This window comes from Sphingobacterium ginsenosidimutans (genome assembly GCF_039536865.1).
Classification (GTDB): domain Bacteria; phylum Bacteroidota; class Bacteroidia; order Sphingobacteriales; family Sphingobacteriaceae; genus Sphingobacterium; species Sphingobacterium detergens.
Map to the genome: position 1 here is coordinate 593,460 of NZ_BAAAZK010000008.1, position 13,366 is coordinate 606,825.

13 protein-coding genes and 1 tRNA gene are annotated in these 13,366 nt (G+C 40.0%); 5 read left to right on the forward strand and 9 right to left on the reverse strand.

From position 1 onward, the window contains the following. Nucleotides 1-358: 358 nt before the first annotated feature. From ABFX33_RS22820 to ABFX33_RS22835, 4 genes are all read right to left on the reverse strand, one after another. Nucleotides 359-1,498, reverse strand: a complete 1,140-nt coding sequence (locus tag ABFX33_RS22820) for a TlpA disulfide reductase family protein (RefSeq protein WP_257096432.1) — start codon at nucleotides 1,496-1,498, stop codon at nucleotides 359-361. Nucleotides 1,499-1,572: 74 nt separating this feature from the next. Continuing rightward, nucleotides 1,573-2,364: a TPM domain-containing protein gene (locus tag ABFX33_RS22825; RefSeq protein ID WP_428835660.1), complete on the reverse strand. Its 792-nt coding sequence runs from the start codon at nucleotides 2,362-2,364 to the stop codon at nucleotides 1,573-1,575. A 19-nt stretch (nucleotides 2,365-2,383) separates the two neighbouring features. Next, nucleotides 2,384-2,812 carry a TPM domain-containing protein gene (locus tag ABFX33_RS22830; protein ID WP_346088486.1) on the reverse strand — a complete coding sequence of 143 codons (429 nt, stop codon included), beginning with the start codon at nucleotides 2,810-2,812 and terminating at the stop codon, nucleotides 2,384-2,386. 153 nt (nucleotides 2,813-2,965) lie between these two features. Further along, entirely contained in the window at nucleotides 2,966-3,544 is a 579-nt protein-coding gene (locus ABFX33_RS22835) for a LemA family protein (protein ID WP_120260560.1), read from the reverse strand. 166 nt (nucleotides 3,545-3,710) lie between these two features. Between ABFX33_RS22835 and ABFX33_RS22840 the strand changes: the two genes are divergently transcribed. After that, the gene (locus ABFX33_RS22840) at nucleotides 3,711-5,255 is read left to right on the forward strand and encodes an NAD(P)/FAD-dependent oxidoreductase (protein ID WP_346088488.1); all 1,545 of its coding nucleotides are present in this window, start codon (nucleotides 3,711-3,713) and stop codon (nucleotides 5,253-5,255) included. A 59-nt stretch (nucleotides 5,256-5,314) separates the two neighbouring features. Beyond that, nucleotides 5,315-5,390 (forward strand) — tRNA-Gly (locus ABFX33_RS22845). 49 nt (nucleotides 5,391-5,439) lie between these two features. On the opposite strand, the gene ABFX33_RS22850 is transcribed toward ABFX33_RS22845, so the two are convergent. Then, a complete protein-coding gene (locus ABFX33_RS22850) occupies nucleotides 5,440-6,663 on the reverse strand; it encodes an MFS transporter (protein ID WP_346088489.1) in 1,224 nt (407 codons plus the stop codon). Between the two features lie 28 nt (nucleotides 6,664-6,691). Here ABFX33_RS22850 and ABFX33_RS22855 point away from each other — a divergent pair, with 28 nt between their 5' ends. After that, complete coding sequence (locus ABFX33_RS22855; RefSeq protein ID WP_346088491.1) at nucleotides 6,692-6,877, forward strand: hypothetical protein; 186 nt, start codon at nucleotides 6,692-6,694, stop codon at nucleotides 6,875-6,877. A gap of 168 nt (nucleotides 6,878-7,045) precedes the next feature. Here ABFX33_RS22855 and sufD read toward each other — a convergent pair whose 3' ends face one another. The 3 genes from sufD to sufB form a co-directional block, all read right to left on the reverse strand. Beyond that, nucleotides 7,046-8,353, reverse strand: coding sequence for a Fe-S cluster assembly protein SufD (gene sufD / locus ABFX33_RS22860; protein ID WP_346088493.1), 1,308 nt, complete (start codon nucleotides 8,351-8,353; stop codon nucleotides 7,046-7,048). Nucleotides 8,354-8,413: 60 nt separating this feature from the next. Next, nucleotides 8,414-9,172, reverse strand: coding sequence for a Fe-S cluster assembly ATPase SufC (sufC, locus tag ABFX33_RS22865; protein WP_104383566.1), 759 nt, complete (start codon nucleotides 9,170-9,172; stop codon nucleotides 8,414-8,416). A gap of 63 nt (nucleotides 9,173-9,235) precedes the next feature. Continuing rightward, complete coding sequence (gene sufB, locus ABFX33_RS22870) at nucleotides 9,236-10,687, reverse strand: Fe-S cluster assembly protein SufB (RefSeq protein ID WP_346088496.1); 1,452 nt, start codon at nucleotides 10,685-10,687, stop codon at nucleotides 9,236-9,238. Between the two features lie 333 nt (nucleotides 10,688-11,020). Between sufB and ABFX33_RS22875 the strand changes: the two genes are divergently transcribed. Together ABFX33_RS22875 and ABFX33_RS22880 are read left to right on the forward strand one after the other, a co-directional pair. Continuing rightward, nucleotides 11,021-11,491: an Lrp/AsnC family transcriptional regulator gene (locus tag ABFX33_RS22875; RefSeq protein ID WP_028071042.1), complete on the forward strand. Its 471-nt coding sequence runs from the start codon at nucleotides 11,021-11,023 to the stop codon at nucleotides 11,489-11,491. A gap of 11 nt (nucleotides 11,492-11,502) precedes the next feature. Next, a complete protein-coding gene (locus ABFX33_RS22880) occupies nucleotides 11,503-12,576 on the forward strand; it encodes a DUF6695 family protein (protein ID WP_346088497.1) in 1,074 nt (357 codons plus the stop codon). Here ABFX33_RS22880 and ung read toward each other — a convergent pair. Further along, nucleotides 12,573-13,247 (reverse strand): uracil-DNA glycosylase, encoded by a 675-nt coding sequence (gene ung / locus ABFX33_RS22885; protein ID WP_346088499.1) that lies wholly within the window; start codon nucleotides 13,245-13,247, stop codon nucleotides 12,573-12,575. The two genes, ABFX33_RS22880 and ung, sit on opposite strands and share 4 nt — an antisense overlap. Nucleotides 13,248-13,366: the final 119 nt, after the last annotated feature.

Here is a 13,366-nt window from a genome sequence, read left to right on the forward strand (position 1 = left end):
TGAGTGTACTACGACACCCGGTTTGATTATTTATGAAAACCCGAGCAGTTGTCCCCACGGGTCAAAATTATGTCCTGCTCGATTTCATCCCTACAAATTACCCTAATTCGATTATCTGGGGGATATAAATCGACAAAAAATCATCCTTCTTGTTTCTTGCTTGATCGGATCCTTCCAAAGCATTCATACGATCCTCAACAGCTTAAAAGGAGAAACCCAAGTTAATTTCTTAAGCAAAGGTAAAGAAAAGATACGTAGGACAACCCATAACAAAAAGACACTTATTTAAAATCTCTCATACATAAAAGATTTTAAATAAGTGTCTTTGTATAGCGCAGTCTTAGGCTGTAAGATCAGACTATTTCAATAATTCTGCTAATTTAGCTTCCAAAGCTTCTCCTCTTAGATTTGAAGCGACAATTTTGCCTGAAGGATCAATTAAGAAGTTTTGCGGAATTCCACGCACCTCATATAATTTAACAGGAGCAGATTTCCAACCTTGCAAATCGGATACATGCGGCCATTGCTGCAAATTATCATCATGGATCGCTTTCATCCAAGCATCTTTCTTACCTGGATTATCCAAGGAAACACCAAATACTGTAAATCCTTTATCTTTATACTTATTGAATGCCGCAACAACATTCGGGTTTTCATGACGACAAGGTCCACACCAGCTTGCCCAGAAATCCAACAAGACATATTTTCCTCTCAACGAAGATAAAGAAACATTGTTACCGGTCGTATCAGGCAATGTAAAATCTGGCGCTACAGAACCTACGGCAACAGCTTTCAATTTCTGAATACGTTCTGCCAGTTCTTTTCCTTTTTCAGAATTTTTTAATTCCGGAGACAGTTTATCAAAAGAAGCTACATATTCATTCACATTTTCGCCGCTTATATTTTCCGCCAATAGATCCAAAGTATACCAGCTTTTTGGGTTCTTATTGATAAATTCAGCGTCAGATTTTTCCATCTTTTCAGAAATCTCACCAGCTTGCTTTTGCAATCCCTCAATAAATTTTGGGTCTTGTTTTTGAGCTTCAGACGCCGCAAAATATTGCTGATTTAATGCCTCATATGCATCTGTATGAGGTTTTACAAAAGTTTTGTATTGGGTAAAATCATCATTGATTGCTGTACCTGTTACCGACGCGTCTTTAAATCCTTTGGATGCATCAACCTTGATCACCCCTTTGGATAAATACAATTGTGCTGTTTCAGGTTGCTTTTGAGCACCTCTTAATTCTCCGAAAGAAAGTCCATCAGGAGAATAAATCATTACACCTTTAGTTGGTGAAGCTACCTGACCGTTGAATTTAAACTCGCCTTTAACGACAGCTGCTGAATCCAACTGACGTGTACCATTATTAGGATACTGCAAAAATACTTTGGCTTTGTCAGAAGCCGCATTCACTTTTCCTGTTACCGTATAGCTTTCTTGTGCCATCAATAAGGCTGGTAAAAAGCTTAAACCCATTAATATTCCCTTTTTCATAATTATATACTTCCCATAAATGTAAAACATTTCCTTTGCACTGACATGCTATTTAACATTATTTAGCAAAGTTGTTACCAACGTCCCGAAGCACCACCGCCGCCAAAATCGCCGCCGCCGAATCCACCAAATCCACCTCCAGATCCACCACCGAACCCGCCATCACCACCTCGACCGCCACCACCAAGACCGTTAAGCAAGGTCCACCAGAAAATATCGGACGAGCCACGACCATTCATCACACGACCACCACCCTTTCCTCCTCCACCTCGATTTGAAAACATCACAACAAGAAATATTACTACAATGATGACAAATATAATTGATCCTGATCCACCACCACTAGGCTGTTTAGGATCAGCTTTATATTCTCCTTTTGCATACGAAATCAGGGAATTCGTGGCTTTGTCAACTCCACCATAATAATCACCCTGACGAAACGCTGGTTTGATATCATTTTCAATAATACGATAGGCTATCGCATCTGGAATAGCTCCTTCAATCCCGTAACCAGTCTGAATGGTAACAGCCCGGTCGCCCAATGCCGCTAATAATAAAATACCATTACTGTATTTTTTGTTCCCGACACCCCACTTCTTCGCCAGCCGAACCGCATAATCTGAGATATCATACCCTCCGGTAGAGTTCATCACAACAACGGCAATCTGTGTGGAAGTAGAATCTTCAAATGCCAACAGCTTTTGCTCCAATTGCTGTTTTTGACTGGCTGTCAATGTATTTGTATAATCGTTGACAAGTTTATTGGGTGTCTCTGGAAAATCCTGCCCTATTGCAGTCATGAAAGTCAGTGCCCACAGCACTATCATCATGACCGGAATCCGAACCCGAGAAAATAATTTCGACATAAGTTTTATTTTTTATTGACTAGCGATCACCGAAAACAATATCATTTGGAAGTTCATTGATATCATCATGTTCTCTGGGAAAGAATTTCGCTAATTGTTTGCCTGCATGTTCAATTCCCTTCACGAGACCTTCAACAATTTTATCCATACGGAATTCTTCGACCATAAGATCTTTGGTACAATTCCAAAAATCGCTTTCCACCCGTTGATTGATACCCTTATCACCGATGATAGAAAATTTATGATCCTCCAATGCGATATAAATAAGCACGCCATTTTTCAGCATGGTTTTATGCATGCCCAATTTGGAAAAATAGTACGTTGCACGATCGTGAACTTCATCGGGACAATGATTTTCGATCACAACACGGATTTCTCCCGATGTCTCGTTTTCAGCCACATTGATGGCATGAACGACTCTTTCTTGTTCCTCAGCATTTAAAGCCATAATATATCTTCATTTATGTTAGCGTTCGTCTGTCTGACTAGGCCTGCCGGCAAACACTTACCACCTATAAAACATTCTGTATAAAAAATGGATGAAGGGCCCATACGCAAGCCGCATCATCCATGATATCGTGTATTTCTAATAAAAGTATTATTAGAATGATACGGTCGGTGCTTTGTCTGAGCCGGGAGCAGCAGTAAATGTTCCCTTCGCTTTAAATCCAAACATACCAGCCATTAAATTATTTGGGAAGCTACGTACAGTCGTATTAAATTGCTGTACAGCCTCGTTATATGACCTGCGTTCGGTCGATATACGGTTTTCTGTACCTTCCAATTGAGCCTGTAATTCCAAAAAGTTTTGATTTGCCTTCAAATCTGGGTATGCCTCTACCGAAGCCAATAGGCGGCTCAAAGAACCACTGAATTGATCTTGAACTTTTTGGAACTTCGCAATATTCTCTTCTGTTAAGTCATCTGCATTAATTGTAACAGATGTTGCCTTAGCTCTCGCTTCAACGACTGCGGTCAATGTGCTCTCCTCGTGTTTTGCTGCACCTTTGACAGTATTCACCAAGTTTGGCACCAAATCAGCGCGGCGCTGGTACGCATTTTCAACCTGTGCCCATTTCCCTTTGACGTTCTCATCTTGAGAAACCATCGTATTGTAACCACATGAGTTTAATGACACTAATGCAAATAAACCACATAGGGCTACTAAAAATCTTTTCATTTTCATTGTTCAAAGAATTAAATACTATTCAAATTATATGGTTACACTATCAAAGCATATACCAAGCTCTTACTAAGATAAGAATATTTTTATTTCCAAATCGGCAAACAGCCAATATTCCGTAACTTTGTCGCGGTTTTGGGATAAAAACCCAGCCCTTTATCTTATGCAAAAAGAAATTGAGATTGCTATCCTTCCCGAAAAAATCGAAGATGAGCAATATATTCTACAACAAGGTGTAAAAGCCCTACGTCTGAAACCACAACAGGTCAAAGGTTATAAAATCCGTAAACGTTCTATCGATGCCCGCAGTAAGCAGGTGGTCTATCGAGCAAGGGTCATTTATTATATCGACGAACTTCCGGTACCGGAGATTTATGAAAACCACTTTAAGTCTGTCCAGGATGGCAAACCGGTCATTATCGTTGGTGCTGGCCCTGCTGGCTTATTTGCGGCAATTCGCTGTATTGAACGTGGCCTCAGACCGATTGTCATCGAAAGAGGAAAAAAAGTACAGGACCGAAGACGTGATCTTGCGAAACTGAACCGCGAAGGTGTTGTAAACCCTGAATCCAACTACTGTTTTGGAGAAGGTGGTGCAGGAACTTATTCAGACGGGAAGCTCTATACTCGCTCCAATAAAAGGGGGGATGTAGACAAAGTTCTCAAACTTTTTGTATCTCATGGAGCGACAACAGACATCTTAGTGAATGCCCGCCCCCATATCGGTACAAACAAGCTCCCTCATATTATTGAGGCGATGCGGGAGAGTGTGATTGAATTTGGCGGTGAATTTCTTTTCGACCAACGTGTAGATAATATTTTGGAATCCTTTGGTCAGGTTCGTGGTGTAAAATTAGCCAGTGGGGAGGAAATCAAAGCTGATCATGTTATCGTGGCCACTGGCCACTCCGCTAGGGATATTTTTGAACTGTTTCATCGCAACAACTGGCTGATCGAAGCAAAAGCCTTTGCCTTAGGCGTCCGCATAGAACATCCACAAGCAATTATCGATCAGGCACAATACCATTGCCAAGTCAGAAGTGAGCATTTACCTCCAGCTTATTATAGTCTGGTCGAACAGGTTAATGATCGTGGTGTATTTTCATTCTGTATGTGCCCCGGTGGCGTCATCGCTCCCTGTGCAACAGACCGTGATGAAATCGTGGTCAACGGATGGTCGCCTTCCAAACGTAATAATCCACATGCCAATTCAGGCACCGTCATCCAGATCAACCTCGAAGATGTACCTAATGCCCTAAATGATCCCTTTGCTTTACTTGATTTTCAAAAGCAAATTGAACGCAAAGCTTTCGAGGTTGGTGGAGGAAGTCTTGTTGCCCCCGCACAACGAATGGTTGACTTCGTTGAGGGACGGGTCTCGATGGACCTACCGGAGAATTCGTACAAACCTGGGACATCTTCGGCAGACTTGAGGGAGGTTTTACCGACTTTTGTGCATGAAGCCCTTCGTGGTGCCTTACCAATATTTGGAAAAAAGATGAAAGGGTATTATACAAATGATGCGATTTTGGTCGGTGTAGAATCGAGGACATCTTCACCCATACGTATACCTCGAAACAAAGAAAATCTGCAACACCCTCAGGTCAAAGGACTTTACCCTTGTGGGGAGGGAGCCGGCTATGCAGGCGGTATTATTTCGGCTGCTATAGATGGAATTAATTGTGTCGATGCAATTGATTTAAGTTAAGATTTTTTATTTTTTCTCTTGCAGAATAAGAAGAAATGCCTTACTTTTGTAGCATCAACGCGAAAGTAGCTCAGTTGGTAGAGCACAACCTTGCCAAGGTTGGGGTCGCGAGTTCGAATCTCGTCTTTCGCTCCAAATAAAAAACGCTTCCAAAATTTGGAAGCGTTTTTTATTTGTGTTCAACTTACTTTTCCGTGTGTCCTAAACTCATAATTGATGCATTGAAAAAAGACAGTAGCCCGACCAATACAACAATAAGACCCGCAATAATAAAAGCTGTTGCCACTCCGATTACGTCTGCGATAAAGCCTGTAAAAAGAAGTCCTATCATACTCGGTAAAATGGCTATGCTAAAATAAAGCGAGAAAACACGCCCCAACATTTCTACTGGTACCTGTTCTTGAATAATTGTCATAAATGATGCCGAGAAGATAGACATGGAGACTCCACCTAAACCTGTCATGATGACAAATGGAACAAACCAGGTCGAGGGAAACCAACCCGATAGCGCAAAGGTTATCCCCAATACAATATGCATGCTATTCACTAATACTACTTTTGATAGGGATACTTTTGCAAGTCCCAAAAAACTGCCCCCAACAAGCATACCTATCCCCCAAATAATCTCAATAATACTCATCTCCCACTTGCCACCGCTATAATGACCGATCGTCAGCAAGGGAAACATAATGGCAACGGGCATAATACAGAAAGTCGCCACCATGGCATATAGGAACAACATTTTTAGTCCTTTATTATGATAGATAGCATGCATTCCCTGTTTAAGATCATCCAAAACAGCAGCAATAGAAGGTTTTACATCAGAACGGGACAGGTGTGGGATAGTCACAAAGAGTAAAGATGTAATAGCTACTGCGGCACCGATGACATCCAGATACAAGACACTCGAAATAGGAAAATAGCTGATAGCCAAGGTTCCCAATGCGGGACCTGCAATACTACTTACCGACTGTAACATTTGATTAATACCTGAAACACGTAATAATTTGTCTTCCGGAACGAGAAGTGGCGCAATTGCCTGCATGGCTGGCGAGTGAAATGCCGAACCGATCGAACGACAGGCCATTAACAGATAAATCAGAAACATATTGGTACCATCACTTTTGAGTACAAAGGTCATTCCTAATGTACAGAGCGCTATAAAGCCATCTGCAAAGATCATGACTTTCTTTCTATCCCATCGATCAATATAGACACCAGCAAATGGCCCGATGATCGCTTGCGGCAATAAGCCGGCGATAGCAGCAAAAGCCAATACTTCAGCAGACTTGTGCGTCAAACTCAACCATATCATGATCGAAAAGTTGACAGCTGAACTAGACAGCAAAGAGATAAATTGCCCAGTCCATATATAACTATAGGTACGAAACCAGTTATTTTTTTCCATAAAATTTTATATAAAATACAACAGGTGTATGATCAAGAATGACCAACACATTAAAGTAAAACGTTTATTACGCATGTCAGACCAACGAAATAAAATAGAAGGAAGTTCTTCCACGAGTATCAAATCAGTTAAAGCTGATTTTTTGATATCTCAGTATGAAACAAGCCATTCCTTTCGTGAACGGATGCGTTCTATTAAGATTTTAAAAACGTAAATGAGCTATAAAACCCAAGGTTTATAAGCGTAAGTTGTATATAAAGACGTGTACATAGCACTACAAAAGTAAAAGAAAAAGACCGAAAAAAAGGAATATTAATAAAAAAATAAGGCGTTTACCGAATTAGTAAACGCCTTATCAAGTGTATAGTTTGTGTGATTTAGTTTAGTTCGTTCTTAAACTTTCTTCCACCAATTCTTCCACATATCTCCGAACGATCTCATTTGAAAAACGAGTTGTTACGTCAAATGCGAAAGCATGTACGAGAAGAATACGTGCTGACTCCTCACCAATTCCGCGTGCTCTCAAATAAAACAAAGCTTCATTATCAAACTGACCGATCGTACATCCATGTGAACATTTCACATCGTCTGCAAAAATCTCCAGTTGGGGCTTTGTATAAACCGCTGAACTATCGGACATCAACATATTATTGTTCTGTTGGAAAGCATTGGTTTTTTGTGCATCCTCCCGAACAAAGATTTTTCCGTTGAAAACAGCTGTAGATTTATCTTGAGTAATATTCTTATACCATTCGTACGATTCACAATGTGGTTTAAGATGATCTACGACAGTGTGATTATCCACCAATTGATCTCCTGCGGTCAAGTTAATCCCGTACAAATGACTTTCTACATTTTCTGCATCCAAGCGTACATTAATATTGTTACGGATAAAAGATGCACCCGGGAAATTACAATTGTAGTTATTGTAAAGACTGTGTTTCTCTTGGTATACTTCCGTATGATTAAAGTAACGGCTTACAGATTGAGCCACTTGAAGATAGTAATGTTGAACTTTAGCATTCTCTTTTACGACAATCTCTGAAACTTTATTATGCACATTGCTTGCAGCACCATCTGCAGTGATAAAGCTTTCGATCAATTCAAGTTCAGCATTAGCTTCAACAACAACCAAATTCCGTGTTTGTGCAAAGAAATCTTCTGTTCCTGTAGCGAGGTGAATAATCTGTATAGGCTTATCAAGTACAACACCTTTTTTTAAATGGATAAATACACCATTGGTAAAAGCAGCTGTGTTAAGCGCCACCATGATATTATCGGATTTATCAGCGTACTTCGCAAAATGCGCTTGAAATGCAGGTTCAGTAACAGCGTCATCCATTGGAATAACAACAAGTCCTTTTACCTTTTCCAGCTCACTCACCGCCAATACATACTGGCCATTAACCAGAATAATACGGTACGCATCCAAATTTGGGATCTCTCCCGCACTAAAATCCAAGCCCTCGATATCCACATCTACATCAAGCGCATAGGGCTTATTGATAATACTGTGGATGTTTGTATATTTCCATTCTTCATTCTTAACTGTGGGAAAGCCTGCAGCTTCGAAACGTTCGAATGCTTGTTGACGTGCCTCTGTAAAGAAAGCAGGTTCGTCTGAAACACCTTGCTCTTTAAAAGCTCCCAACACTTGTTGAAGTAATGATTCTGAAACTAATGTACTCATGTTATTTTTTAATCAAATCGCCAAAATTCTCTTCCACTCCTATTTTACCGGTGTAAAAGATTAGGCGTTTTGTGTATCATATTCTTTTAACCAATCGTATCCTTTTTCTTCCAGCTCTAAAGCCAATTCTTTAGGGCCTGATTTCACGATACGACCATTGTATAATACGTGAACAAAATCTGGAACGATATAATCTAATAAACGTTGGTAATGTGTGATGACAATAAAAGCATTGTCTTTAGAACGCAACTCATTCACACCATTTGCGACAATGCGAAGAGCATCGATATCCAAGCCCGAATCTGTCTCATCCAAAATTGACAATTTAGGATTCAGCATCGCCAATTGAAAAATCTCGTTACGTTTTTTCTCACCACCGGAAAATCCTTCATTCAAAGAACGGTTAGCTAAGTTGGCTGAAAATTCAACCAGCTTTTGCTTGTCTTTTACCATTTGTAAGAACTCTTTCGCTTCCATCGGAGGCAAACCTTTATATTCACGGATATCATTTACTGCTGTTTTCAGGAAATTGATATTCGATACTCCTGGAATTTCAACAGGGTATTGGAATGCCAGAAACAGCCCCTCACGGGCACGGTCTTCCGGAGAAAGATCCAATAGATCTACTCCATCCAATAAAGCAGAACCTTCACTCACTTCGTATGATTCACGTCCAGCCAATACATTCCCTAAAGTACTTTTTCCAGCTCCATTAGGTCCCATAATAGCATGGACTTCCCCTGCTTTAACTTCTAGGTTTAATCCTTTTAATATTTGTTTGTCTTCTACAGACGCATGTAAATTTTTAATGCTTAACATTTTATTCTTATTGAGTATTGAACGATAGGCCAGTATTAGCTGGCTTGCTCAATTATTTTTTATCTATCCTACTGAACCTTCTAAAGAAATCGCCAATAATTTCTGTGCCTCAACAGCAAATTCCATTGGCAGCTGATTTAACACCTCTTTGGCATAACCATTAACAATTAATCCCACCGCTTTTTCAGAGTCTATACCGCGTTGGTTCAGATAAAACACTTGATCTTCACCAATTTTTGATGTAGTTGCTTCGTGCTCTAATTTTGCAGTCTTATTCCGGTTTTCGATATATGGGAATGTATGCGCACCACATCTATCACCGATCAACAAAGAATCACATTGGGTAAAGTTTCGGGAATTATCTGCATTAGGTCCGATTTTCACCAAACCTCTGTAACTATTATGGCTTTTTCCAGCAGAAATTCCTTTTGAAACAATTTTAGACTTCGTGTTTTTACCTAGGTGGATCATTTTCGTCCCTGTATCCGCAACCTGAAAATTACGGGTCATCGCTACAGAATAAAACTCACCGATCGAATTATCGCCTTTTAGGATTACCCCTGGATACTTCCAGGTAATTGCTGATCCGGTTTCAACCTGCGTCCAGGAGATTTTACTATTATCACCTCTACAGATTCCACGTTTTGTTACAAAGTTAAAAATACCACCTTTACCATCTTTGTCACCAGGATACCAGTTCTGCACAGTAGAGTATTTAATCTCAGCATCGCGTTCAGCGATCAATTCTACCACAGCAGCATGCAGTTGATTTTCATCACGCATAGGTGCAGTACAACCTTCCAGATAGGACACATAAGCGCCTTCATCCGCAACGATTAATGTACGTTCGAACTGGCCTGTATTCTGTGCATTAATACGGAAATAAGTTGATAACTCCATTGGACACCGCACGCCTTTTGGAACATAAACAAATGATCCATCCGAAAAAACAGCAGAGTTTAATGCCGCGTAGATATTATCTGTTTGAGGAACTACTGTTCCCAAGTATTTCTTTACTAAATCGGGATGTTCTTGAACCGCCTCGCCAAACGAACAGAAAATTACGCCCTGTTCTTTCAGCTTCTCGCGAAATGTTGTTTTTACCGAAACGGAATCAAAAACAGCATCGACAGCAACCACACCTGCCAAGATCTTTTGCTCATCCAAAGGAATACCCAGCTTTTCAAAAGTCGCAATCAACTCAGGATCAACTTCGTCCATGGAATTCAGCTGTGGCTTTGCTTTAGGGGCAGCATAATAAGATAGATCTTGAAAATCAATCTCTGGAGCTCTGAAATTTTGCCAAGTAGGCATCTTTAACGTCAAAAAATGACGAAAAGCTTTCAATCTCCACTCCAATAACCATTCAGGTTCATTCTTTTTTGCCGAAATAAAACGCACCGTATCCTCTGTAAGGCCTTTGGCTGCAATTTCCATTTCGATGTCTGTCGTGAACCCGTATTTATATTCTTCGAGCTCCAGCTCTTTTAATAAATCGTCGTCTTTAGTACTCATATTGCGCTCTCACGGTTTAACTAATTCGGGAGGAGTCTAGCCTCCGCAACTATCGAACTGCAAAGTTACAATTTCAAAGCCAATAAAATACATTTTATGTACCCTCACACAGGTATTTTTAATAAAAAAATGACATTTATCACTCCATTTCATTGAAATGCGCACATTTCAAACGATTATGACAGTCAAATGATTTTAAATCAATTAAACTTATAATATGGATTGAATAATATAGTCAAAATCTATTAATCGTCAATAATTTTGTATATTTTTAAATTTCCAAATATAATTTTGTATATTTACAAATACAATTGATTATTAAGACTCTAAGATATGCCGTTTGCACCAGACAAAACAGATTTAAAAATTCTTAAGCTATTACAAGAGAATGGCCGCATTACCAATTTGCAATTAGCATCAAGTATTGGCCTTTCTCCCGCACCCACGTTGGAACGTGTAAGAAAACTTGAAAATTCGGGCTTCATCAAGAGTTATCATGCTTTTGTTGACGAAGAAAAACTAGGACTTGGGATCAAATCGTTTATACAGATCTCATTGGACTTCCATACACACAATGCAATTCCCGAATTTGTTGCTGCCGTAAAAATGATCCCTGAGGTCACCGAATGTCATCACGTCACCGGAAATTGTGATTTTATCCTCAAAGTCTATGTGAAAGACATAAAGGCCTATGAAGGCGTTATCATGGAGAAGATTGCCAAAATTCCATTTGTAAAAACATTCCAGACAATGATGATCATGTCTACCAGTAAAAAGGAACCGATTATTCCTTTGGAATATTAAACGAAAAACTTATGAAAACATCATCCCAATATCAGGATCTAGCGATGATCCTTGCTTGGCCTGATGCTACAATCCGTGGTGATGAGGCATGGATGATGTTTTTCAAGAAAATAGGATTTGTTAAAAACCTGAACTTTAAGGTCGGTCATACAGGTATTATTCTGATTGAGCGCGATACAGGTGAACTTCATTTTTACGATTTTGGCCGATACATTGCGCCGAGAGGATATGGAAGAACTCGCTCGAAAGATTCCGATCCCAAATTAACAATTAAAGCTAAAGCACAAATTGACGGCGACCGCATTGTAAACCTACTCGAAATTGTCCAGTTTTTTGAAGAAATAAAAGATGCGATGCAGGGTGTGGGTGATCTTTATTTTTCTATTGTCCAGGGAATAGATTTTTATAGCGGAAAAGCTTTCGCAGACCAATGGGTCCATAGAGGTTCATACCCCTATGGTGCAGTAGCCTTCAGTAACAATAACTGCTCCCGATTTATTGCAAGACTCCTCAACCATGCCTCCAAAAGATTTCATTTCTGGCATTCCATCAATTTCCCCGAAACGATAAAAGCAAGCCCAATGAGCAATGTGGTAAATGCCTCTCCGAATAGATCGATCTATAAATATACAGAATCAGGCGGCCTTGAAATGATGAAAATGAACAGATTCGCATCGCTAATATTTTTATTAAAAAAACTACGAACGAATATCTGTCGTGATCTCGCAGAGTCCCTACCTGAAGATATTACAATCGGCGGAATAGTACAAAAGGACAAACCTGACTCCATCCCAACCAAAGCACAATATCTTGGTGGCGTTGGCGAAGGAGCCTGGTTCTATATCGAACCCATTGGCACCAGTCAGGCAATCATACATCGCTTTACTCCGAAAGGGGAACTAGAATATACTGTACTCGGAAAAGCCTGCCAATCAATCGATTTTGAAAGCCCTTATCAGATTACTTATGACAGCCATTTTCTATTCAGCCATATTCTACAAGCTAATAATATCATTAGACTGGAACATATTTGTGTGCTGACTGCTGGTGAAAAAGGTTTTTCTAAGAATGACAAATATGCCTAAGACAACCGCCAGTCAATCGGAGCCTTACCATGTTCCACCAAATATTTATTTGCCTTTGAAAAGTGTTTGCTACCAAAAAACCCCCTATAAACAGAAAGTGGTGACGGATGCACTGATGTCAAAATAAGATGTTTCCGAGCATCAATCAACACACTCTTCTTCTGCGCATAGCTTCCCCAAAGCAGAAAAACCACATGCTCACACTGTTCCGAAATAGCATGTATGATACTATCAGTGAAAACTTCCCACCCCCTTTTTTGATGTGATCCAGCTAAATGTGCCTGCACAGTCAACGTTGCATTGAGTAATAATACCCCCTGTTTGGCCCAGGATGTCAGATCTCCAGAGCGAGGTTCTACAAAGCCTTCAATATCATCTTGTAATTCCTTAAAGATATTTTTTAGCGAGGGAGGTAAAGCAATCCCTTCTGGCACAGAAAAAGACAAACCATGTGCCTGACCATCGTTATGATACGGATCCTGTCCCAGAATAACGACCTTAACATCTTGGATCGGCGTAAGCTTAAAAGCATTCATCACCAGATCAGCAGGCGGAAACACCTTTGCCCGCTGGCGTTCCTCTTGCACAAAGGCAGACAGCTGTTTCATATAGGGCTGGCTGAACAAAGGTTTCAGCACCGATGCCCAAGATTCATCATATAGTTTTTCCATAAACCAAACTTAGATAAAGTTGTATGTAATGACAAATTTTTTCACTTGCATCTTTTCACAAAGCATTTATAGCGGCAGCATGATCGGCTACCCTAAGGAATCTTTGATAGTCATCATCT